A 21,438-nucleotide genomic window follows, 5' to 3' on the forward strand; every position below is an offset into this window, starting at 1 on the left:
GTTTCACCTTGCGAATGCGAAGGAGTCCTGCCATGGACATTGATTGGCAATTAATCGGCGATTCTTTTTGGCCCATAGTGGTGGGTGGGCTACGCGGGACCATTCCCCTCTCGCTGGCCAGCTTTGCCATCGGCCTGGCGATCGCCTTGCTCATGGCACTGATGCGGTTGAGCCGGAATCCAGCTGTCACGTTCATTGCCAAGGCGTACATTTCGGTGATCCGCGGAACCCCGTTGTTGGTGCAGCTCTTCGTCATTTTCTACGGGTTGCCCTCGATCGGGGTCACGCTGGACCCATGGCCCAGCGCCATCATCGCCTTCTCGATGAACGTGGGCGGCTACGCTGCCGAGGTAATCCGCGCGGCCATCCTCTCGGTGGCCAAGGGCCAGTGGGAGGCCGGCTACACCATCGGTATGTCGCGCACCACGACACTGCGCCGGGTGATCCTGCCGCAGGCAGCAAGGGTGTCGGTGCCGCCGTTGTCGAATACCTTCATCTCCCTGGTCAAGGACTCGTCCCTGGCATCGCTGATCCTGGTGACGGAGTTGTTCCGCAACGCCCAGGAAATAGCCGCCTTCAGCCAGCAATTCTTGCTGGTCTATATCGAGGCAGCGTTCGTGTACTGGGTGTTCTGCCTGGTGCTCTCCGCCGGCCAGACCAGATTGGAAAGAAGGCTTGACCGCTATGTCGCACACTGATCCCGCCACGAACGCGCCCGCTCTGTTGAAGGTGACCGGCCTGCAGAAGAGCTTTGGCGACCACCAAGTCCTGAAGTCCATTGACCTGCAGATCGGCAAGGGCCAGGTGCTCGCCTTGATCGGCCCCTCCGGCTCGGGCAAGACGACGGTGTTGCGCTGCCTGAACGGCCTGGAGATCCCCGACGGCGGGGAGGTCGCCTTCAGCGACGGTCCCGCCGTGGTCTTTGCGCCGAAGACAACGCAAAAGCAAGCCCAGGTCTTGCGCACCCGCAGCGCCATGGTCTTCCAGAACTACAATCTCTTCCCGCACATGACAGTGCTGGAAAATGTGATCGAAGGGCCGATCCAGGTCCAGCGCCGCAAGCGTTCCGAGGCCGTCGCCGACGCCGAAGCACTGCTGGCCAGGGTCGGACTAGGCCAGAAGCGCGACCAGTACCCGCACCAGCTTTCCGGCGGGCAGCAGCAGCGGGTGGGCATTGTCCGGGCGCTCGCGCTCAAGCCTTCGCTGTTGCTCTTTGACGAGCCGACCTCCGCGCTGGATCCGGAGCTGGTGGGTGATGTGTTGAAGGTGATCAAGGAATTGGCCGACGAAGGCTGGACCATGGTCCTGGTGACCCATGAGTTGGCCTTTGCCCGGGAGGTCGCAGACGAAGTCGTATTCATGGACCAGGGAGTGGTGATCGAGCGCGGCCACCCGGATGTCGTCTTGCGGGCACCGCAAAACGAGCGGACCCAGCAATTCGTGCACCGCCTGCTCAACCCGTTCTAAGGGCATGGAGCTTCCGACGCGGGGTTCGGGACTAAAAAGAATTGGCGCGCCCACCACTACGGACACGATCCAGACCGTAGGCTATGGACATGGCCAAGATGACAACAGCCCAGCATGTGGAATCCATCAGCGCAGGTTATGCCTTTGACGGTTTGGCGGTGAATCTGGGGGCGGCACTGGTCGATGGGCAGGTCTTCCCCGATGCGCAGGTCCGTTTGCCGCTGCGGATGATGAACCGGCACGGATTGGTGGCGGGAGCCACCGGAACCGGCAAGACCATTACCCTGCAATTGATGGCCGAACAGCTTTCCGCCCACGGCGTTCCGGTGTTCCTTGCAGACATCAAGGGGGATCTCACCGGCCTCTCCACACCGGGCACGGCCACGGAAAAACTCACGGAACGCACCGCGTCGGTCGGCATGAAGTGGCAGGCCAAGTCCTTTCCCGTCGAGTACTACGCCTTGGGCGGCGACGGGCAGGGAACCCCGATCCGCGCCACGATCTCCTCCTTTGGCCCCCTGTTGCTATCGCGGATCATGGAGTTGAACGAGACCCAGGAATCCTGTCTGCAGCTGATCTTCCACTACGCCGACACCAAGGACCTGGAACTCCACGACCTGAAGGACCTGCGCGCGGTCATCCAGCACCTGACCAGCGACGAGGGCAAGGACGAACTTGAGGGCCTCGGTGGCGTGTCCAAGGCGACCGCCGGCGTCATCCTGCGCGAGCTTGTCACCCTGCAGGCCCAGGGCATGGAGTCCTTCTTCGGCGAACCGGAGTTCGACACCGCAGAGCTCCTGCGACAGGCTCCCGACGGCCGCGGGGTCATCAGCATCCTGGAGCTGCCGACCCTGATGCAAAAGCCGCTGCTCTTTTCCACCTTCATGATCTGGCTGCTGGCGGACCTCTTTGCCGAACTGCCGGAGGCCGGAGACCCGGAGAAGCCCAAGCTGGTGTTCTTCCTCGACGAGGCACACTTGCTCTTCAACGGGGCATCCAAGGCCTTCCTGACCTCGATCACGGCCACCGTCCGGTTGATCCGTTCCAAGGGCGTCGGCGTGTTCTTCGTGACCCAGACTCCCAAGGACGTTCCCGGCGACGTGCTGGGACAGCTGGCCAACCGGATCCAGCACGCGCTGCGTGCCTTTACCCCTGATGATGCCAAGGCGCTGAAGGCAACCGTCTCCACGTTCCCCACCAGCGACTACGACCTGGACGAGGCGCTGACGCAGGCGGGCACCGGTGAAGCGGTGGTTACCGTCATGAACGAGAAGGGCGCACCCACCCCGGTGGCCTGGACTCGCATGTGGAGCCCTGAATCAACCATGGGCCCCTCCTCCCCGGACACGGTATCCGGAATCATCGCTTCCTCGGCCCTGATGCAGGTTTACGGCACCAGCGTGGACCGTGAATCCGCCTACGAGAAGATCAACGGAACCAGCACCGAGGCCACGGCCGCACCGGTGCCCACCGGAGGGTCGGTCGCCGCCAGGGTCCCCGGCCCCGGCCAGAGCCAGGCGGACATCGATGCGGCGGCACGGAACATCGAGGAATCCATCCTGGGACGCCCGTCCTCCCTCCCGAATTCGGCTCCGCAGCCGGGCGCCTCGGACTACACCATGCCCGAACCGCCGGTGGCCACCACGGGCTCCCCCAAGCGGAAGACCAAGGCCCCCGCCCCGGCGCAGAATCCGGACAATCCGCTGCTTGACATGGCTTTACAGGCGGCGAACATTTTTGGCCGGGAGATGCTCCGCGGCATGTTCGGCACCAAGCGGAGGCGTCGCCGCTAGGAAGGGTTGCGCAAACGGCGCGATTTTCCCGGTAGCCTTGGATTCAATGAGCGAACGTTTATCACCCACAAGGGTCGCTGCCATCTGGGCGGCGGCCCTTGTGGTGCTGGCCGTAGTTGCAGTTTCCGTCATCGCCCTGGTGAACCAGAGGGTGTTTGGGCCCGCCCAAATGGTCAAGACACTCCACTCCCACCTCGTCAACGGCGAAGGCGCCCGGGCATTGGGGCTGCTGAATGCCAAGGTGCCACCGGGCAATGCCCTGCTTCTCGACGGGGAGGGCCTGAAGGCGGCCAGTGCCGACATCAAGGATTTCACTGTCGGCGAGCCCGAGGAGATCCCCGGGGCCGAAGACACCGTCAAGGTGGTGGCAAGCTACTCGGTCCATGGGGTCGAGCAGCAGACCTCCTACCAGTTGCGGAACGCCGGCAACCGTTGGATGTTCTTCGATGAGTGGGAATTCATTCCCACGACTCTTCCCACCGTGGCGATCTCGGCAAACACCACCAATGAAGTCGTCGTGAACTCGCGTCCTGCACCGCTGGTCAAGGGCCGGGCCACGGTTCCGGTCTTTGTGCCGGCGGTCATTGACACCAGTTTTGCGACGCCCAATTTCGCGGCTGACTCTCGCGGCCTTGCCGTCACCGACTTCGCGAAGAAGGACACTGCCGTGAAGTTGCGGACCCAACCCACCAAGAAGTTGCAGGACGAGGTCAACAAGCAAATCAATGCATACCTCGATGGCTGCGCCGAGCAGCAGGTACTCATGCCTGCGGGCTGCCCCATGAGCTACTCCACCACGGCGCGGGTGCAGTCGGACTCCATCCACTGGAGCATCCTGGGCTACCCGCCCGCCGAGATCGTTTCCTTTGACGGCGGCTGGGCCTTGCGCCCGCTGACGGTCAAGGTCCGTCTGGAACTCACCGAGCAGGACCTGCGCACCGGCAGGTACACCGAACAGACCATCGACAACGACTTCGGATTCACCGCGTCACTCAGGGCCAACACCACCAAGGTCAGCGTCACGCCCGTCTCCAGCGAGTAACGGCCGCGTCGCCCGGTCCGGCCCCCAGTGAACTACCGTCCGAGCGCGGGGGCCAGGGCGCGGGCCCTGTGCCGGGCCGGGGCCCCGGCTGGCTTGCCAGGGGTCGCCCGCGACCTGCGCACCACCAGGGCAACGGCAATGAGCCCGGCAACCAGGGACAGCACGGCGCCGCTGCCGACCGACCAGCGGGCGCCGAATTCCGTGCCCAGCCAGCCCACCAACGGGGCGCCCAGGGGCGTTCCCCCCTGGACCACCATCATGTAGAGCGCCAGGACGCGTCCGCGGTAGGCCGGATCCACGGAGAGCTGGATCATGGTGTTGGCGCTGTTCAGGAACGTCAGCGAGGCCAGGCCCACCGGCACCATCATCAGCGCGTACCAGAGGAAACTCGGCATGAAGCTGGCGATCAGTGCCGTGGCGCCAAAGCCAACGGCGCCACCCAGCAGGTAGCGCATGCGCGGCCTTCCCCTCCGGGCTGCCAGCAGGGCCCCGGCGAGTGTGCCGATGGCCATGATGGTTCCCAGCAAGCCGAATTCCCCGGCACCGACGTGGAAGACGTCGGTGGCCATCATGGCGTTGGTCAGCTGGAAGTTCAGGCCGAAGGTGGCCACGACAAAGGCCAGGCCAAAGATCAGCAACAGGTCGGGGCGCTGGCGCACATAGGCCACACCCTCCCGGATCTGGCCCTTCCGGCGGGCCACCAGGCTGGTGGGCTGGAAGCGCTCCTTGCGCATCTTGGCCAGGGAGAAGATCACCGCACCGAAGCTGGCGGCGTTGATGAGGAATGCCGGTCCGGTCCCGAAGACGGCGATCAGCATCCCGGCGACGCCGGGGCCGGCCAACCGGGCCAGGTTGAACGAGGCGCTGTTCAACGCCACGGCGTTGGGCAGGTCGCTTGTCGGAACCAGTTCGGAGACGAAGGCCTGGCGGGCAGGGGCGTCGAAGGCGCTTGCCACGCCCAGGCCGAGGGCCAGCAGGTAGACATGCCAGAGCTCGGCCGACCCCGTAAGCACCAGCGTTCCCAGCAGCACGGCAAAGAAGCCCATGGCCGATTGGGTGATCAACAGCAGCTTGCGCTTGTCCATGCGGTCCGCGAGTACCCCGGCAAACGGGCCAAGGAGGAGGATGGGGAGGAATTGCAGGCCGGTGGTGATGCCGACGGCGGTACCGTCGTGGTCGGTCAGGATGGTGAGTACCAGCCAGTCCTGGGCCACGCGTTGCATCCAGGTGCCGATGTTCGAGACCAGGGCACCGGCGGTCCAGAGGCGGTAGTTCGGGTTTTTCAGGGCGCTGAACATCCGACTCACTTGGCGCTCATTTCCTGCAGCAGGGCGGCTGCCCGTTTCAGTGTCGCCCGGTCCTCGGCACCGAGTGTTTCCACGCGGCGCGCCAGCCAGGCGGTGCGCTGGCTGCGGGCCGCCTGGAGAGCGGCCTTGCCCTCGGCGGTGGGCTCAACCAGCACCTGGCGCCCGTCGTGTTCGCTGGCCGTGCGGGTGACCAGCCCCGCCTCCAGCAGGGACTTCACGATGCGCGTCATGGACGGGGCGGCGACCTGTTCGCGGGCGGCCAGCTCGCCGATGGTGTGCTGCTCGTTTCCCAGGCCCGCGAGCACCGAATACTGGGCGGCGGTGAGCGTCTCGGAACTGGATTCCAGGCGCAGGCGGCGGGATGTCTTCATCACGGCCACCCGCAGTTCGGCGGCCAGGTCGCCGGTGCCGCCGGCATCGGCGGGGGTTGTTGGTGCGGGTTTCGGGGCGTTGTTGGTTGCGTTCACTTGATCCGGGCGAGCCACGGACCCTCCTTCAATGCGCCGGGCGACCCAGCGTCTTTGGTTTCGACCTCGTTAGTTTCTTTAGCATTGCTAACGATACTCGGGCCGAATTCTCCCCGCCATGACGCGCCTCACCGAACGCGTTTCGGGGCGGGTGAGATGCCCCACTTTCGCCGCCATCCCCAGACGGCACGAGGCCCGTCCCCCGGAAAGGGAACGAGCCTCGTGCAGTGGTCGTGGGGCAGCCGGCTAGGTGTCCAGGCCGCGCAGGTCCAGGACCAGTTCGCTTTCGCCCTCGGCGTCCAGGACCACCGGGATGCCCCAGTCCTGCTGGTACAGGTGGCAGGCGGCGTGCATCGGGATCTCGCCACCGGGCTCGCCGTCGCAGGCGGCCGCGCGGGCGGTGATGTGCAGGACGCCCTCGAGGACCTCGGGGTTCAATTCCAGGGTCCGGGTCAATCCGGTCGAGGTGCCGCCGCCGGACAGCAGCAGCTCCTCCGGGGAGGAGGAGATCTTCAGCTGCGTGGGATCGCCCCAGCGGTCATCGAGCTTCTGGCCCTTGGGTGCGGAGAAGCGCACCGTCAGTGCGTGCTCCCCCGCGGTGACCTTGGTCTTGGGACGCTGGGTCTGGCTGGCGCCCTCGTCAACGACCAGTGCCTCGGCAGGCAATGGCAGGCGCACCAGCTGGTGGCTGTTGGTCTCCACGACCAGCAACACCGGTTCACCGTCCACCGAGGTGTCGAGCTGCACGTCCGCGGGCTCGTTGAGTCCGCGGGCCAGGGTGCTGACGGTGGCGGTGGCGGGGTCGTAGCGGCGCACCGCGCCGTTATAGGTGTCGGCGATGGCGATCGAGCCGTCGGGCAGCGCCGCGACACCCAGCGGGTGCTGCAACCGAGCAGCGTCCGCGGCTCCGTCGCGGAACCCGAAGTCAAAGAGCCCCGCGCCGATGGCAGTTTCGACGTTGGCCACCGAGCCGTCCTCGGCCAACACCAGGCGGCGCAGTGCGGAGGTCTCCGAGTCGGCCACCCAGATGTTTTCCGCCTTGTCCAAGGCCAGGCCTGAGGACTGGGCGAACCAGCTCTCCGAGGCCGCGCCGTCGGTCAGGCCCTCCAGCCCGGTGCCGGCGAAGACCGACAGGGCCGAGGTCTGGGGGTTGAAGGCGAAGATCTGGTGGGTTCCGGCCATCGCGATGATGACGGAGTCGGTCTTGGGGCTCCACAGCACGTCCCACGGGGAGGACAGCGAGGTGTTCAGCGGATCGTTGCCCAGGTCGCTGAGCCAGGCCTCTTCGTTGTCCTCGCCGACTTCCGAGCGCGCTTGTTCGGCGTCGAGCAGGCGCTGGATGCCGTTGCCTGCCAGCGTGGTGACGACGCCGGTGTCAAGGTTCAGCCCGCGCAGGCGGTGGTTGACGGTGTCGGCGATGACCGCGTGGTAGCCCAGTGCCGCGGCGCGATCGGCCGGCAGCAGCGCCAGACCCTGGGGTTCGTTGAACTGTGCCGTGTCAGCGTCGCCGTCGGCAAAGCCCTTGGTCCCGGAGCCGAAGGTGCGCACCACGGTGGACAGGTCGTTGCCCAGTTCCACGATGCGGTGGTGGCCGGAGTCGCCGACGAGGAAGTTCCCGTTTTCCAGGGCAACCGCCTTGCCGGGGAAGCGCAGGTCGCCCTCGCGCGCCGGGGGCGCCACGTAGGGGCCGGTGCCGCGGTGCAGCGTGCCCTTGGCGTCGTGCTCGGCGATGAGCTCCTCGACCAGGGATTCCAGTCCGGACGCGTGGCCCTCGCCCGAGAGGTGGGCGACGATGTAGCCCTCGGGGTCAACGACCACCAGGGTCGGCCAGGCGCGGGCGGCATACGCCTGCCAGGTGACCAGTTCCGGGTCATCGAGCACCGGGTGCTGGATTTCGTAGCGTTCCACTGCAGCTGCCAGCGCCACCGGGTCGGCCTCGTATTCGAACTTCGGGGAGTGCACGCCCACGGTCACCAAGACATCGGAGTACTTGGCCTCCAGCGGGCGCAACTCGTCCAGCACGTGCAGGCAGTTGATGCAGCAGAACGTCCAGAAGTCCAGGATCGTGATCTTGCCGCGGAAGTCCTCAAGGGACAGCTGCTTCCCGCCGGTGTTCAGCCAATTGCGGCCGACCAGTTCGGAGGCGCGGACCTTGTAGGAGGTGCGCACGGATTCGGTTCCGGTGTTTGTGGACGCTGTCATGTGGGGGTACTCCTCGGCTTGTCGGCTGACACTGTGCTGGATTCAATTATCCCGGTTTGCTGCCGGGAGCGGGACATCATGACCTGATGCGACGAACCCGGGTCCGGGACCGTCGCCAGGTGCCTCCTGGACGGGAAGCGCGGGCTGCTAGCCCGCCTGGGCGAGTGCGGCGTTGAGGATCTCGGCAGCCATCTGGCTGAACTCGGGCGCCTCGAGGCCGTCGGCGGCGATAAAGGACACCATTGCCACGTGGTCCCCCTTGGACTTGATCAACACCAGGGCCTGCTGTCGCATTCCCTGGCCCGGCGTGCCGCGCGTCCAGGCGATGGCCGAGTCCGCCGCGCCGGCCTTGAGCTGCGGCTTGGAGGTCTTGAAGGGAACGGTCTCGGTTTCCTGGTGCATGGTCACCGACTTGCACTCGGTCAGCATGGCCAGCACGGTGGCGTAGTGCGCCTCCAGGGCCGCCTTGTCGGTGATCTCGGCGACCTCGACGGAACCGGTGGCGGCGATCTTTTCGGTCAGGAAGTCGGTGCGCGCCCCCTCGCCGCCCATTTGCAGCGGCGACCAGTTCAGCGACTCGATGACATCCCCGCACTGCGTGGGCAGCACGGCAACCGAACCCCGGTTTTCCTCCGGTGACTTCTTCAGGTCGGCGAGTTCCGTTCCGGAGATCACCCGGGCCTGGTCGAAGCCCAATCGTGCGGCCATGGAGATTCCCGAGGCCACCGACAGCTCGGAGACGTCCAGCTCCGCTGCCGCACTGGAGGGTGCCGCGGAGGAAGGCGCCGAAGGCGCGGTGCTCAGCGGTGCGTGGCCCTCGGGCAGTTCAACGGCCTGCGGGGATCCGGCACATCCGGCCAGCAACAGGCCCATTGACATGCTCAGGGCAAGGGCGCGCAGCGCACCCGTCTTGGTCCTAGCGGCCACGGCGCGCAATCTCCTCGTCTCGCTTTTTCAATTGGGCAAACATGTCGTTGTAGGCGTTCAGTTCCGCTTCGTTGTCCCGGTCGGCCTGCCGGTCCTTGCGCTTGGATTCCTTGGAATCGTCCCGGTTCCAGGACACCATGACACCCAGGGCCAGCAGCAGTGTGGGGATCTCCCCGATCCCCCACATGGCCCCGGCGCCCAGCCGTTGGTCCTCCAGCGCGTCCTCGCCCCAGGTGCGTCCCATGTTGCCGAACCAGTCGGCCTGCATCAGCGAGGTGGAGCTCATGATGGAGACCCCGTAGAAGGCATGGAAGCTCATGGTCGCCAGCAGGATCACCAGGCGCAGCGGGTAGGGCGCGCGACGCGGCACCGGGTCGGTGCCGATCATGGACAGGGCGAAGAGGTAGCCGGTGATCAGGAAGTGCACGTTCATCAATTCGTGGCCCACGTGGTTGCGCAGGGCGAAGCCGAAGATGTCGGTGCCGTAGAAGATGATGATCGATCCGGCGAAGTTGGCGGCGGCGAAGATCGGGTTGGTGACCAACGCCGAGAACTTCGAGTGCACCAGCACCAGGATCCACTCGCGCGGTCCGCGGGTGCCGTCGCTGCGCGAGGACAAGGCCTTCAGTGCCAGGGTGACGGGCGAGCCGATCACCATGAACAAGGGCGCGACCATGGTCAAGGCCATGTGGTCGACCATGTGCACGGAGAAAAGGATTGTGCCGTACACGGCCAGGGCGCCGGAGGTGAAGTAGAACAGGCAGGCCAGACCCACCAGCCAGGAGATCGTGAGCAGGAGGGACCACTTGTCGCCCCGGCGGCGCACCGTCACCACGGCCCACAGGTAGGCGACGGCCAGGAAAATCACAATGGCGATCCAGAGCCAATCGAAGCGCCAGACCTGCAGCCAGCTGGCGCTGGTGAGCTCGGGGGGAAGTTCGTATCCGGTCAACAGCCGGGCGGGGGTCGGCAGTTCCGGCGCGGTTTCCGGGGTTGGGGGTGCGGTGCGGGCCAGCACCGTGGCCAGTGCCATGACGGCGGCCATGACAATGGTTTCGGCAGCCACCACCAGCCAGGCGGCGCGCGTGGCCTCCAGCTTCCCGGCCCGAAGTGCCGGGATCACCCGGCTGCGGTGGGCAAGGCCCAGCGCCCCCAGGGCAAGGGTGGCCCCGGCCTTGGCGATCACGATCAAGCCGTAGGGGGTCATCCACTGGTCCCAGCCGGAGATGCGGATCGAGGCATTGACGACTCCGGAACCGGCGACCAGGACGATGGAGATGGTGGCCAATGCCGAGAAACGCTGCAGCACGGTGCCGGCCAGGATGGGCCGGGTGCCCGAATGGCGCCCCGGGGCCTTGGAGGCCAGCAGCGGTGCCAGAGCGGCCAGCACGACGATGCCGCCGAACCAGAGGCACACGCCTACCAGGTGCAGCATGATCGAGTTGACCGCGCCCCAGTGGTCATCGCCGCCCGCGGCGTGTCCGATCAGCGACATCGGGAGGACGCCGGCCAGGGAGAAGACGGCGGTGGCACCCACCCATGACGGGGACCTCACGCCAAAGGCCAGCGACGAGGTGATCGCGGCGATCACGATCATCCAGGCCCATGCCCGGCCCACGGAAATATTCAGGACGTAGTCGAGCATCGCGGATGTGTAGCTCGGGTCGGTGCTCATGGGCTTGCCCACGAGGTCCCAGAAGGTGAAGACCAGCACCGCCGCCGCGGAAACCGTCCAGAGCAATCCGGCGGCGGCGGCCAGGTTCATGGCGCGGGCAAAGGCCGGGTGGACTTCGCCGCCATCGGTGTCCTGTTCACCCGGTGCAGGGCGTTTGGGCTTGGTGGAACGCGGCAGGATGGTTGCGGCAAAGACCAAGGCGGCGACGGTGATGGCCATCGAGGAGTGGTGCAGCGCCTTGGCCGCAGGGAGGGCCCACCGAACCAACGGACCGGGGTCCCCCAGCTCGCTGGCCGTTGCGGTGCCGGCAAAGTAGCTGGCGGCGACGAGCACCAGCACGCCGACCAGCAGCGCCGGAAGGGTCAACAGGGGCCAAAGCGGCCCCGTGGGGGTCGCCGCCTGCGCCCGGGAGGCCGTGGCCTGCGTGTTCCGTGACTTGTTCACAATGTCCTTTCAGCGTCCTGCCGCTTCATTCTCCCACCGATTGGCAGAAGCCGAGGGACCAGGGTGGCCTGTGCCACCCCGGGCCCTCCGGCCGCTGCCCGGCGCATGCGGCTCCGGTACCGCACACGCCGGCTACTTTTGCCGGCGGACCTTGAGCAGCACCAGAACGATCATGCCGATGCCGGCAAATGCGAGGATGGTCCAGATGAGGCCGGCGGGCATGCCGGCCAGGGGCTGGCTGTCATCGGAATCCTCTGTGGCCTCGACCGGTGCGGGTGCTGCCGCCGGCGGGCTGGCGTTCGCGCCCTCGGGCGCGGAGCTGGCGACCTCCGCGGGGTCGTTGATCTCGAAGTCAATGTCCTTGGCGATCGGGTGGCCGTCGGAGGACACCACGCGGGCCACCAGCGTGTAGCTGCCGTTGGTCAGCGGGGCCTCCGGGGTCACCGTGACGTCTCGGCGGTCGATGTTGAATGTCGTCCCGACCTTTTGACCGTCCGCCGCTTTCAGTTCGAGAATCGTGCCGATCTTCTTGATGTCACCGCTGAAGGTAAGCACGAGTGATGTTGGTGCGCTCTTCAGCACGTCGCCGGAGGCAGGCGTCGAAGAGATCAGTTCGTCGTGCGCCTGGGCACTTGAGACCCCAATGAAGGTCATCAGGCACAGCAGCACTGCGGCAAAGATGACGCCAATTCGGGTAGCCGTTCGTGGGGTTTGGATTGCATCGGTCATGGGTCTTGTGGTCCTGTCCTTCGCGGCAGCTATGCGCCGCGCTTGTGGTCTGGGGCTTCTACGGGAATGCGAAAGCGGGACCACCGGGAGGACCACGGCGATGCAAGGCAGGCCGCAACACGTCCCTGAGGACCGGGGACTGGTAGGCGACGCCGAGCAACGGCTGTTTGCCGCTTGCGGACGGCAGGCCGCCAATGAAGAGGATCCGTCGCGGCACGCGTAGGAACACTGCCTCGACAAACGCACGAACCGCCATTTCGCCCCGGCGCAGGGCGGCAATGGTCAGCAGTGCAGCGACCAGGTGGGCGACGGGCATCAACCAGGGATTGGAGGCATCACCAGTGCCTGCGCCTGCCAATGACGGACCGACGACCAGATCCATCTCGTGTGCTGCATGTCCGGCGAGGCCGGTGGACTCATGGAGCAATCCGGAGGGCTGGTGTCGGTGCCCGAAAAGGGCGAAAGCCCCATGGTAGGCACCCTGGCTCAACGCCACGGCCAGGACGGTGCGCAACAACGAGATCCCGCTCGAGGACAACGCCGTGCAGATGGCCGCGCTGATGCAGAGCAAGAGTCCGAGAATCGGCAGCGGCGGCAGGGCACCGTCGACCAAGGTGTGGGAGGCAGCTGCAAGGCAGGTGCATAGAAGTGCACCAATCCAGCCACGCAGTATGCGCAGGCCTTGATTCTTCATGCCGTGATTCCTCCGCTAGGGAATTTCGAGGTCTTGCCTACAAGTTCCAGCAGACATTCTACGGGTTTCTACTGTACGTAGAACCCGGATTTCGCCGAGGGCTCCCGTTAACGCCAAACCGCCCCCTGGCACCCGGTCGGTGGACCGAGGCTGGAGGCGGTTTGAAAGCTGTTGCGCGGGGCGCAGACTACTTGCCGGTGACGGCAGCCTTCAGCTTCGAGCCAGCGGTCAGCTTGACCGAGTGGCCGGCCGGAATCTGGATGGCTTCGCCGGTCTGCGGGTTGCGGCCGGTGCGTGCTGCACGGTCGGTGCGCTCGACTGCGAGCCATCCCGGAATCGAGACCTTCTCGCCCTTGGAAATCTGGGAAACGAATACGTCGAACACTGCATCCAAAACACCGTTGACGGCTACCTGGGAGTTGCCGGTCTTCTCGGCGACAGCTGCAACAAGTTCACTACGGTTCATAGCCAAAGTATGTCCTCCTGGACTTCTCTTCCCGCCCGTTATCGGCGCGGGTCGCCTCGCGTTCGCGGGGACTTCTGTGTGAGAACTTACCAAATCTTCCTGCGCGAAACGCCCGATTTGGGCCGAATTCCCGGGAAATTTTTGAACTTTGGCAGGTTTTTCGCTGTCAGCGGTAGATTTTTCCCTAAAAGAGAGACGAACAGCACGCTTGGGCACCGAGAGGGGTTCAAGCAGGTCTGTCACCCCCAGCGACCGTTTACTATCCTGTCGCCGTCCAATTTCCGGTGTGGTTTGCCCCGCCGGGATCGAATCACGGGCGATACCAGGCCTTAGCCGAGCAGGGAATTTCCGGTGGCGGATTCGGCCGCGAACCAGATGGTTTTCGCCGCGTCCCGGTTCGTGGTGATGGATGCGGGCCTGGACACAGTTGGGCCACCCTTGACCCAACCCCGCGGACCGTAAAACACTGGTCCCGGCAGCTCGAAAGCCTTGGGGTCCAGGGACGCCCGAACGATGGGCCAGGCACCGCGGTCCTTGCCCTGGGTGAAGGGCGCCTGGAGCGTATCGCCGGTTCGCTTCAGAATGCCTGGCTCATTGATCCCGGCAACAGCGGGGGTGCGCCCGGAGATCGAATAGCCGGGATGCGCGCACAGCGCACGGATGCTGCTCGACGCCAGCTGGAGTCGTCGGTCGAGCTCGAAGGCAAAGGACTGGACCATGATCTTGGATTGCGCGTAGGCCCGCCACGGCGAATAGTTTTCCAGCAACTGCGGATCGTCAAGGTGCGGGCGAACCAGCCGTGTCGACAGCGATCCAAGTGTCACCACGCGGGCGGCGCCTGCCCGTTCCAATGCAGGCAGAAGTCCGGCGACCAAGGCAAAGTGGCCGAAGTAGTTTGTCGCTGCCACCAGTTCCAGTCCGTCCACGCTGCTCCGGCGCGTGCGCGGAGTGTGGACCATGCCGGCGTTGGCAATCAGGACATCCAGATGTGAGAGGCCGTTGAGCATCTTGGCCGTGTTGGCCACGGAATCGAGGCTGGATACATCGAGCTCGACGGTGCGAAGATTTGCTTCGGGCACCCGGGCTCGGATGGCCTTGGCAGCGATTTCGGCCTTGCCGGTGTTGCGGCACGCCATGATGACCTCGGCGCCGCGCTGGGCGAGCTGGAGGCTGCTCCAAAAGCCGATTCCGGCATTCGCTCCGGTAACCAGAATCCGCATCCCCGATGCATCGCCGGCCTGTGCCTCGGTGTCCATCAGTGGTGCGGCCCGATTCGGGTTCGTATCTGTGGTTTGATTCTTGCTCATGATTTCCAAAGCTACAGCCTGCCTTCCATTCGGCCGGCGTTGCGGCGTAGTTGATGCCGCCCACCCTCTCCTCGGCGCAGGGGGGCAACAGCTCGAAAGCCCCGACCACAGGTCCTGCAAACCTCACCATGGTTCTTCGTTGCCCCGCTGTCTCGGCCTCGATAGTGTTGGCAACGAACCGTTCTGGAAGGCTGGCACCACACATGTCCCGACGCAATCTTGAGGAAAACAGCGAGGCCTCGCTGCGTTCGGCCCGTTACCGATCGGAACGTGAAAACGCCGAAGAACACATACCCGCCGATGAATACGCCCGGCGGACCGGGAAAACATTTGGCGACACTGAGGACTCGACATCGACCATCCCGCAGTTCCACGCCGACGACGATGTTTGGGAGGTCGCCAACAGCGCCCTCGATGCAGCTTTTGCACGGGGCGAATTCGACAACCTTGCATACGCCGGCAAACCCATACCGGGCCTGGGCACCTCAACGGACCCCGATTGGTGGGTCAAGGGACTTATTGAGCGAGAGCTCATCAGCGGCCTCGGTCCCCCTGCCTTGATGCTGCGCAAGGAAGAAGAAGAGCTTGAGTCGACACTCGACCAGCTGGCCGGCCAGACCGCCGTGCGCGAGCTGCTGGAGGACTTCAACGCCCGTGTCATCGAGGCACGCCGCCAACTATTGGGCGGTCCTCCGGTAATCACTCCCCTACGGGACGTCGACGCCGAAATCGCAGCCTGGAAATCACGACGAAACGCCGATGCAGGGACTGATGAGACGCCGGAGGTGCGCCCGCGTGCCTTCTGGCTCGGTCGATGGCTGACTACGCGCAAAACGCACTAATCCCGACGTCGCCCGGAGTCAGCCAGCAATAAAGTCGCTGGCCGGTTAAATGGCCAATGGCCCCAACCGAATCGGTTGGAGCCATTGACTGCTTCTGGAATTTACCAGGAAGACTTGGTGATGCCCGGAAGCTCGCCACGGTGTGCCATGTCGCGGAAGCGAACACGGGAGATACCGAACTTCTGGAGGGTACCGCGGGGACGGCCGTCGATGGCGTCGCGGTTGCGAACGCGGATCGGCGATGCGTTGCGGGGCAGCTTCTGCAGGCCCAAGCGGGCCTCTTCGCGTGCCTCATCGGTTGCGTTCGGGTCAACGAGGGTCTTCTTCAAGGTTGCACGCTTTTCGGCGTAACGCTCTACGATGACCTTGCGCTGCTCGTTCTTAGCAATCATGGACTTCTTGGCCATCTTTAGCGCTCCTCTCGGAATTCGACGTGCTTGCGGACTACCGGGTCGTACTTCTTCAGAACCATGCGGTCTGGGTTGTTACGACGGTTCTTACGGGTCACGTAAGTGAAACCGGTGCCGGCGGTCGACTTGAGCTTGATGATGGGACGTACGTCCTTATCCTTAGCCACTAGATCTTCACACCCTTTGCAATGAGTCCGGTTACAACGGCGTCGATACCGCGAACGTCAATGAGCTTGATGCCCTTTGCCGACAGGGTCAGCGTGACGTTACGGCGCAGGGACGGAACCCAGTAGCGCTTCTTCTGGATATTCGGGTCGAACCGACGCTTGTTGCGGCGGTGCGAGTGGGAGATGCTGTGTCCGAAGTTCGGAACTGCACCAGTCACCTGGCATACTGCTGCCATGATCACTCCTCAGTTGTAGTAAATATTGGCGGTACTCGTTGACAGATACAGCGGAAAACTGCTGCCTCTGAATCTGCGTATAAGAGTCCCGCCACCAGTTGTGACACCGTTATTACTGCACACTTTGAAGGTAACCAGGCTGGGTGAGAACCAACCGAAGCGCCTTGATTAGCGTGAAAGACGGTGAACCTCGCGGTCGGTGAGTATTTTTCCCTACTCACATAACCGCGATATTCGGTTTTACGGGTAACCGCACAAACCCGATTGGGCATGCACGACTTAACGCCTAATCATTCTAGGCGATTAACACATCGGCAGCCAAATCGACAACAGGCCTTTTTAGCTTCCCTGCATGCGATCTACCTCACTACCGCGGCCGGTTGGGCCACTGCGGGGCAGAATGGCCCGGACGCTCCCTACCGAAGGATCCAGTGTTCGGGGTTCAGCCGGCCGACGAGCTTCCGGCCGATTCGCGCCAATTCAGCGACATCGCGGTCGTCAAGTCCCTGAAAAATCAGCTTTTGCACCGAATCGACGTGTTCGGGGGCCAGGGAAACGACAGTGTCCCAACCTTCGCCCGTGAGCTTGGCAATGGTGACCCGGGCGTCCTCGGCGGACCTGCTGCGCATGACCCACCCGCGCCCCTCAAGCTTCTTGACCACATGCGAGAGGCGCGACAGCGAGGAACTGGTGCGCGATGCAAGCTCGCTCATGGGGAGGATGTGATCGGGTGCCTCCGACAACATGGCCAGCACCGTGTAGTCAAACAGGGTGATCTTTGCCTGGACCTGCAATTCGCTGTCGAGAGCCGCCGGCAACAACGTCGTAACCGACACCAGTGCCAACCAGGCTTCTCGTTCCACGGGCGTCAGCCACTTCGGTTCAGTCATGGGCACTATCCTTCCATAGGCCCCGCCCGCATTCCCCTTTTTCGCCCTTGTCACAAGTGGTTAGTGGCATAAATCGCCCTCCTTGCACCGTCAGCGCGCGGCAAGCGCCTTGCGGCGGCGGTAGGCAATGACCTGGGAGGTCACCACGACCACCAGCGCAAGGATGAACATCGCCGATCCGATCACGTTCGCCTGGGCCGGGATGCCCCGGGTGGCAGAGACGTAGATGAACTTCGGGAAGGTCGAGAAGTTCCCGGAGTTGAAGTTCGTGATGATGAAGTCGTCGAAGCTCATCGCGAACGACAGCAACGCCGCGGCCACGATGCCGGGAACCAATAGCGGGAAGGTCACCTTCCAGAAGGTGGCGAACGGACTGGCGTAGAGGTCGGAGGCTGCTTCTTCCAGTCGCGGGTCCAGCGACGACACTCGCGCCCTAACCGTAACCACCACGAACGACATGCAGAAGATGATGTGGGAAATCACGATGGTGCTGAATCCGAGTTCCCATCCAAGGTTCAGAAACTGGGCCAGGAGGGAGGCGCCGAGCACCACCTCCGGTGTTGCCAGGGGCAGGATGATCAGCAAGTCCGCGGTGTTGCGGAACTTGAACTTGTAGCGCACCAGCCCCAATGCCACGCAGGTTCCGAGAACCGTGGCGAAGATGGTGGCAACCACGCCGATCTGCAGTGAGTTCACCAGCGACTCGCACACGTTGGGCGCACCGCAGGGGTTCTTCCAGTTGTCGAGCGTGAATCCACGCCACTCAAGATTGGTTCGCCCGGCATCGTTGAACGAGAAAACGAAGATGTAGGCAATTGGTACCAGCAGATAGATGAAGGCAAGGCCCCCGGCGACCGGAATGAACCAGCGCCCAAATTTTTGTCTCATGCCAAGCCTTCCTAGAACAGTTCCTTGGTGCCGAAGCGCCTGATGTAGATCATGACCAACGCAAGGATCAGGATCATCAGGATGAAGCTCAGCGCCGAGGCCCCGGGGTAGTCGACAACCTTGAAGAAGCGCGAATCGATGATCTGCCCGATCATGGCCGTGTCGCGGTTGTTCCCCAGCAGTGCGGCATTGACGTAATCGCCGGCCGCCGGGATAAAGGTGAGCAGGGTTCCGGCAAAGACGCCGGGCATCGACAGGGGCAAGGTCACCTTGAAGAAGGTGGTCAGCGGACTGGCGTACAGGTCTCCCGAGGCCTCCAGGAGGTTGGTGTCCAGCCGGTCCAGGTTCGCGTAGATCGGCAACATCATGAACGGCAGGAAGTTGTAGGTCAGCCCGCACACGACGGCGAAAGCGGTGGCGGTGAGGTGGCCGTCCGCCGGCAGGATCGCGATGGCCCGCAGCACCGTCACCACCGGTCCTTCGTCGGAGAGAATCTGCTTCCATGCCTGGGTGCGCAGGATGAAGCTGGAGAAGAACGGTGCGATCAAAAGCACCAACAGGATCCCCTGCAACAGCTGCCGCCCCCTCAGCCGAACCGCCACGAGATACGCCATGGGGTAGCCGATGACCAAGGCAGCAACGGTTGCGATGAACGCGAAGATGAACGAGCGCAGGAACACCTCCCAATAGGCGCTGACCACAGTGGCGTAGTTGCCGAATTCGAGTCCCGGAACGAACTCGCCGATTTCGGCTCCCGGGGGCCTGGCGTAGAGCGACATTCCCAGGAGCACCACGACCGGGGCCGCAAAGAACAGGGCCAGGACGGCCATGCCCGGAATGATCAGGTACAGGCCGATCCGGCCCTTGCGCCTTTCGGCGAGGATTTCCTCTTCGCTGCGCAGGTCCTGTGGAGGCTTGCTCTTGCGCCGGGACGAACGGGCAGCGGTGGCGGTCATACCGCGTCCTGCCCTGTTGTGGTCTTCTCTGACCCGTCGAGACCGAAGGAGAATTCCGGTTCCCAGGTCATGCGGACGGTGTCCCCGCGCTGTGCCGGGGCTTGTCCCAGGTTCTGGGAGAACGTGGCGATGGTTCCGATGCCTTGGACCTCCACCAGGTATTCGGTGCTGACCCCGGTGAACGAGGCGTCCAAGACGGAGCCGGTGAGCATGTTGGCGCTGGCCGAGTATTCGTCGGTCACGTTCATCACCCGCATCTTCTCCGGTCGAACGCCCACCACGGCGGCACCATGATGCGACACGGCCCGCTCCTTGGGCATGACCAGCCGGTGGCCCGCCACGTTGACGGCGACGGCGTCGCCGAGGTCCTCGGTGACGGTTCCGGGCATGAGATTGGATTTGCCCAGAAAGTTGGCGACAAAGGCGGTCCTGGGCAGTTCATACAAATCGCGTGGGGCACCCATTTGCTCGATCTTGCCCTTGTTCATCACCGCTACGGTGTCGGCCATGGTCATGGCCTCCTCCTGGTCGTGGGTCACGTGGATGAACGTCAGGCCGACCTCGGTCTGGATGGATTTGAGTTCGACCTGCATTTGCCGCCGCAGCTTCATGTCGAGCGCACCGAGGGGTTCGTCGAGCAACAGGACCGCGGGACGGTTGACCAGGGCGCGGGCGAGGGCCACTCGCTGCTGCTGCCCGCCGGAGAGTTGCATGGGCTTGCGCGCGGACATGTGGTCCAGCTCCACCATGGCCAGCGCCGCCTTGGCCCGCTCGAGTGAATCCTTGACCCGCTTTCGCTTGAGTCCAAAGGCCACGTTGTCCAGAACGGTCATGTGCGGGAAAAGGGCGTAGGACTGGAAGACCGTGTTCACCTGGCGTTGAAAGGACGGGAGCTTGGTGACGTCCTTGCCGCCGATGCTGATGGTGCCGCTGGTGGGCTGTTCCAGGCCTGCGATCATCCGAAGCGTGGTGGTCTTGCCGCAGCCCGAGGGTCCCAGCAGGGCGAAGAACGTACCGCTTGGCACCGTCAGCGTCAGGTCGTCGACGGCGGTGAAATCCGTGAACCGCTTCGTGACATTGCCCAGGTGGAGGTCGGCTCCGGAGGAGGCTGTGGGCTGGGTTTGGTCCTTCAGGGTGGTCGTGGTTGTCATTATCGGACGCCAATCACTTGCTGGGACTCGTTGTGGACCGGGGTTTCGGCCATCCCGCGGACGGGTCGCCGGTGCGAGGCCCGGCGGTGTCCGAGGAATGGCATCAAGCGCCGATCGATGTCTGGAACTGGCCGTTGAAATTGGTTTCTTCCTCGGCGCTCAGGGACCTGAACACGTGTGCCTTGGCCAGATCGGACTCAGAGGGGAAGATCAACGGATTGTCCATCAGGCTCGGATCGATTTTTTCCATCGCCTCCTTGGCGCCCTGGACCGGGGAAATGAAGTTCACGTAGGCCGCCACCTGGGCCGCGATCTCCGGTTCGTAGTAGTAGTCCATCAGCTTTTCGGCATTGGCCTTGCGGGGAGATGCCACGGGAACCATGAGGTTGTCGCTCCACAGCGTTCCGCCTGCCTCCGGGAGCACGAACTCCCACTGGTCGTCGTTCTCGAAGTTCATCTGGGTGATGTCGCCACTCCAGACTATTCCGGCAATTGCGTCCCCGGAGATGAAGTCTTCCTTGTAGGAGTTGCCCTTGACCTGTCGGATCTGTCCGTTGGCGATTTGTTGGGAGAGCACGTCGGTGGCGGCCGCGAATTCGGTGTCTCCCCAGCCGCCGGCGATGTCCACGCCGTTGTCGAGCATCAGCAGACCCATGGTGTCGCGCATTTCATCGAGTACGGTGATGCGGCCCTTGAGGTCAGAATTCCACAGGTCTGAGACCGTCCGAAGGCCCTTGGGGTACTTTGCCTTGTTATAGGCAATGCCCGCGTAGCCGCTTTGCCAGGTCAACGAGTTCTTGCGCCCCGGGTCGAAGTCGACTTCCTGCAAGCTCGGCAGCAGGTTTTTGATATTGGGGATGTTCGCATGGTCCAGCTCCTGGGTGAACCCTTGGCGAATCACGCGGCCGGCCATCCAGTCGGTCAGGGTCATGATGTCCTGCCCGATGTCCTGCCCGGCCGCGAGCTGCGCCTGGACCTTGCCGTAATAGGAATCGTTTCCGTCGATGTCCTCGGCGTAGTTCACCTTGATTCCGGTGCGCTTGGTGAAGTCCTCCAGCGTCGGATAGTTCTTGGCCTCATCGTCGTAGTCCAGGTAGAGGGTCCAGTTGGCCCAGAAGATGTTCTTGTCGCTTTGGGACAAGTCGCTCACTGCGCTGGCGCTGCTCGCGGTGTTGCTTCCCGTGCCTCCGGTTCCGCAGGCGGCCAGGAAGGCCGCGAGCCCAAGGCCCCCGGCACCGGCCAGCAACTTGCGTCGCGAGAGCTGGATTCTTTGCGCCTGCCGGACCAGGGCCCGTACCGCTGGATCCCTGGGCAGCTCACGCTGGTTCTGGTTGGACATTCTCGGATTCCCCTTCAACTGGGCAGCGTCTTCCCCTGA

General features: G+C 64.0%; 22 protein-coding genes. 5 read left to right on the forward strand and 17 right to left on the reverse strand.

Annotated elements, in window-relative coordinates:
- The first annotated feature begins 32 nt into the window (after nucleotides 1-32).
- The 4 genes from ABD687_RS08510 (at nucleotide 33) to ABD687_RS08525 (ending at nucleotide 4,302) form a co-directional block, all read left to right on the forward strand.
- Nucleotides 33-698 (forward strand): amino acid ABC transporter permease, encoded by a 666-nt coding sequence (locus ABD687_RS08510; RefSeq protein ID WP_302264884.1) that lies wholly within the window; start codon nucleotides 33-35, stop codon nucleotides 696-698.
- A complete protein-coding gene (locus ABD687_RS08515; protein ID WP_302264883.1) occupies nucleotides 685-1,467 on the forward strand; it encodes an amino acid ABC transporter ATP-binding protein in 783 nt (260 codons plus the stop codon). The genes ABD687_RS08510 and ABD687_RS08515 overlap by 14 nt, the downstream gene beginning before the upstream one ends.
- An 83-nt stretch (nucleotides 1,468-1,550) precedes the next feature.
- The gene (locus tag ABD687_RS08520) at nucleotides 1,551-3,260 is read left to right on the forward strand and encodes a helicase HerA-like domain-containing protein (RefSeq protein ID WP_377700293.1); all 1,710 of its coding nucleotides are present in this window, start codon (nucleotides 1,551-1,553) and stop codon (nucleotides 3,258-3,260) included.
- A 46-nt stretch (nucleotides 3,261-3,306) separates the two neighbouring features.
- Nucleotides 3,307-4,302 (forward strand): hypothetical protein, encoded by a 996-nt coding sequence (locus tag ABD687_RS08525; RefSeq protein WP_302264881.1) that lies wholly within the window; start codon nucleotides 3,307-3,309, stop codon nucleotides 4,300-4,302.
- Between the two features lie 32 nt (nucleotides 4,303-4,334).
- Here ABD687_RS08525 and ABD687_RS08530 read toward each other — a convergent pair whose 3' ends face one another.
- The 9 genes from ABD687_RS08530 to ABD687_RS08570 form a co-directional block, all read right to left on the reverse strand.
- Nucleotides 4,335-5,600: an MFS transporter gene (locus ABD687_RS08530; RefSeq protein ID WP_310293471.1), complete on the reverse strand. Its 1,266-nt coding sequence runs from the start codon at nucleotides 5,598-5,600 to the stop codon at nucleotides 4,335-4,337.
- A gap of 5 nt (nucleotides 5,601-5,605) precedes the next feature.
- Entirely contained in the window at nucleotides 5,606-6,094 is a 489-nt protein-coding gene (locus ABD687_RS08535; RefSeq protein WP_310292116.1) for a MarR family winged helix-turn-helix transcriptional regulator, read from the reverse strand.
- Between the two features lie 228 nt (nucleotides 6,095-6,322).
- Nucleotides 6,323-8,278 carry an NHL domain-containing thioredoxin family protein gene (locus ABD687_RS08540; protein WP_310292114.1) on the reverse strand — a complete coding sequence of 652 codons (1,956 nt, stop codon included), beginning with the start codon at nucleotides 8,276-8,278 and terminating at the stop codon, nucleotides 6,323-6,325.
- A gap of 147 nt (nucleotides 8,279-8,425) precedes the next feature.
- Nucleotides 8,426-9,205 carry a hypothetical protein gene (locus ABD687_RS08545; protein WP_310292112.1) on the reverse strand — a complete coding sequence of 260 codons (780 nt, stop codon included), beginning with the start codon at nucleotides 9,203-9,205 and terminating at the stop codon, nucleotides 8,426-8,428.
- The gene (locus tag ABD687_RS08550) at nucleotides 9,195-11,324 is read right to left on the reverse strand and encodes a bifunctional copper resistance protein CopD/cytochrome c oxidase assembly protein (protein ID WP_310292110.1); all 2,130 of its coding nucleotides are present in this window, start codon (nucleotides 11,322-11,324) and stop codon (nucleotides 9,195-9,197) included. The genes ABD687_RS08545 and ABD687_RS08550 overlap by 11 nt, the downstream gene beginning before the upstream one ends.
- Before the next feature lie 132 nt (nucleotides 11,325-11,456).
- Nucleotides 11,457-12,053, reverse strand: coding sequence for a copper resistance CopC family protein (locus ABD687_RS08555; protein WP_310292108.1), 597 nt, complete (start codon nucleotides 12,051-12,053; stop codon nucleotides 11,457-11,459).
- A gap of 58 nt (nucleotides 12,054-12,111) precedes the next feature.
- The gene (locus ABD687_RS08560) at nucleotides 12,112-12,747 is read right to left on the reverse strand and encodes a hypothetical protein (RefSeq protein WP_310292106.1); all 636 of its coding nucleotides are present in this window, start codon (nucleotides 12,745-12,747) and stop codon (nucleotides 12,112-12,114) included.
- 187 nt (nucleotides 12,748-12,934) lie between these two features.
- Nucleotides 12,935-13,219 (reverse strand): HU family DNA-binding protein, encoded by a 285-nt coding sequence (locus ABD687_RS08565; RefSeq protein ID WP_071212675.1) that lies wholly within the window; start codon nucleotides 13,217-13,219, stop codon nucleotides 12,935-12,937.
- A gap of 323 nt (nucleotides 13,220-13,542) precedes the next feature.
- Nucleotides 13,543-14,520 carry an SDR family NAD(P)-dependent oxidoreductase gene (locus ABD687_RS08570; protein WP_302264870.1) on the reverse strand — a complete coding sequence of 326 codons (978 nt, stop codon included), beginning with the start codon at nucleotides 14,518-14,520 and terminating at the stop codon, nucleotides 13,543-13,545.
- 203 nt (nucleotides 14,521-14,723) lie between these two features.
- On the opposite strand from ABD687_RS08570, the gene ABD687_RS08575 reads away from it, so the two are divergent.
- The gene (locus ABD687_RS08575; protein ID WP_310292102.1) at nucleotides 14,724-15,362 is read left to right on the forward strand and encodes a DnaJ family domain-containing protein; all 639 of its coding nucleotides are present in this window, start codon (nucleotides 14,724-14,726) and stop codon (nucleotides 15,360-15,362) included.
- A gap of 101 nt (nucleotides 15,363-15,463) precedes the next feature.
- Here the strand turns inward: ABD687_RS08575 and rpsN are convergent, their stop codons facing one another.
- The 8 genes from rpsN to ABD687_RS08615 form a co-directional block, all read right to left on the reverse strand.
- Nucleotides 15,464-15,769: a 30S ribosomal protein S14 gene (gene rpsN, locus ABD687_RS08580; protein WP_068733062.1), complete on the reverse strand. Its 306-nt coding sequence runs from the start codon at nucleotides 15,767-15,769 to the stop codon at nucleotides 15,464-15,466.
- Between the two features lie 2 nt (nucleotides 15,770-15,771).
- On the reverse strand, nucleotides 15,772-15,939 hold the full coding sequence (gene rpmG / locus ABD687_RS08585; protein ID WP_007270730.1) for a 50S ribosomal protein L33: 168 nt from the start codon (nucleotides 15,937-15,939) through the stop codon (nucleotides 15,772-15,774).
- A complete protein-coding gene (gene rpmB, locus ABD687_RS08590) occupies nucleotides 15,939-16,175 on the reverse strand; it encodes a 50S ribosomal protein L28 (protein WP_132359223.1) in 237 nt (78 codons plus the stop codon). The genes rpmG and rpmB overlap by 1 nt, the downstream gene beginning before the upstream one ends.
- 416 nt (nucleotides 16,176-16,591) lie before the next feature.
- The gene (locus tag ABD687_RS08595) at nucleotides 16,592-17,065 is read right to left on the reverse strand and encodes a MarR family winged helix-turn-helix transcriptional regulator (RefSeq protein ID WP_302264863.1); all 474 of its coding nucleotides are present in this window, start codon (nucleotides 17,063-17,065) and stop codon (nucleotides 16,592-16,594) included.
- Nucleotides 17,066-17,155: 90 nt separating this feature from the next.
- Nucleotides 17,156-17,953: an ABC transporter permease gene (locus tag ABD687_RS08600; RefSeq protein ID WP_264269989.1), complete on the reverse strand. Its 798-nt coding sequence runs from the start codon at nucleotides 17,951-17,953 to the stop codon at nucleotides 17,156-17,158.
- A gap of 11 nt (nucleotides 17,954-17,964) precedes the next feature.
- Nucleotides 17,965-18,909 carry an ABC transporter permease gene (locus ABD687_RS08605; protein ID WP_302264861.1) on the reverse strand — a complete coding sequence of 315 codons (945 nt, stop codon included), beginning with the start codon at nucleotides 18,907-18,909 and terminating at the stop codon, nucleotides 17,965-17,967.
- Entirely contained in the window at nucleotides 18,906-20,060 is a 1,155-nt protein-coding gene (locus tag ABD687_RS08610) for an ABC transporter ATP-binding protein (RefSeq protein ID WP_264269991.1), read from the reverse strand. Before ABD687_RS08610 ends, ABD687_RS08605 begins: the two co-directional genes overlap by 4 nt.
- Before the next feature lie 103 nt (nucleotides 20,061-20,163).
- Nucleotides 20,164-21,399, reverse strand: coding sequence for a polyamine ABC transporter substrate-binding protein (locus tag ABD687_RS08615; RefSeq protein WP_302264858.1), 1,236 nt, complete (start codon nucleotides 21,397-21,399; stop codon nucleotides 20,164-20,166).
- Between the last annotated feature and the right edge of the window lie 39 nt (nucleotides 21,400-21,438).

This window comes from Paeniglutamicibacter sulfureus, assembly GCF_039535115.1.
In the GTDB taxonomy this organism is placed as follows: Bacteria; Actinomycetota; Actinomycetes; order Actinomycetales; family Micrococcaceae; genus Paeniglutamicibacter; species Paeniglutamicibacter sulfureus.

Coding starts and splice junctions, on each gene's coding strand:
- ABD687_RS08515 (WP_302264883.1), top strand. CDS start 685: ATGTCGCACACTGATCCCGCCACGAACGCGCCCGCTCTGTTGAAGGTG.
- ABD687_RS08530 (WP_310293471.1), bottom strand. CDS start 5,600: ATGTTCAGCGCCCTGAAAAACCCGAACTACCGCCTCTGGACCGCCGGT.
- ABD687_RS08520 (WP_377700293.1), top strand. CDS start 1,551: ATGGACATGGCCAAGATGACAACAGCCCAGCATGTGGAATCCATCAGC.
- ABD687_RS08560 (WP_310292106.1), bottom strand. CDS start 12,747: ATGAAGAATCAAGGCCTGCGCATACTGCGTGGCTGGATTGGTGCACTT.
- rpmB (WP_132359223.1), bottom strand. CDS start 16,175: ATGGCAGCAGTATGCCAGGTGACTGGTGCAGTTCCGAACTTCGGACAC.
- rpsN (WP_068733062.1), bottom strand. CDS start 15,769: ATGGCCAAGAAGTCCATGATTGCTAAGAACGAGCAGCGCAAGGTCATC.
- ABD687_RS08595 (WP_302264863.1), bottom strand. CDS start 17,065: ATGACTGAACCGAAGTGGCTGACGCCCGTGGAACGAGAAGCCTGGTTG.
- ABD687_RS08525 (WP_302264881.1), top strand. CDS start 3,307: ATGAGCGAACGTTTATCACCCACAAGGGTCGCTGCCATCTGGGCGGCG.
- ABD687_RS08555 (WP_310292108.1), bottom strand. CDS start 12,053: ATGACCGATGCAATCCAAACCCCACGAACGGCTACCCGAATTGGCGTC.
- ABD687_RS08575 (WP_310292102.1), top strand. CDS start 14,724: ATGTCCCGACGCAATCTTGAGGAAAACAGCGAGGCCTCGCTGCGTTCG.
- ABD687_RS08510 (WP_302264884.1), top strand. CDS start 33: ATGGACATTGATTGGCAATTAATCGGCGATTCTTTTTGGCCCATAGTG.
- ABD687_RS08605 (WP_302264861.1), bottom strand. CDS start 18,909: ATGACCGCCACCGCTGCCCGTTCGTCCCGGCGCAAGAGCAAGCCTCCA.
- ABD687_RS08615 (WP_302264858.1), bottom strand. CDS start 21,399: ATGTCCAACCAGAACCAGCGTGAGCTGCCCAGGGATCCAGCGGTACGG.
- ABD687_RS08610 (WP_264269991.1), bottom strand. CDS start 20,060: ATGACAACCACGACCACCCTGAAGGACCAAACCCAGCCCACAGCCTCC.
- ABD687_RS08570 (WP_302264870.1), bottom strand. CDS start 14,520: ATGAGCAAGAATCAAACCACAGATACGAACCCGAATCGGGCCGCACCA.
- ABD687_RS08540 (WP_310292114.1), bottom strand. CDS start 8,278: ATGACAGCGTCCACAAACACCGGAACCGAATCCGTGCGCACCTCCTAC.
- ABD687_RS08600 (WP_264269989.1), bottom strand. CDS start 17,953: ATGAGACAAAAATTTGGGCGCTGGTTCATTCCGGTCGCCGGGGGCCTT.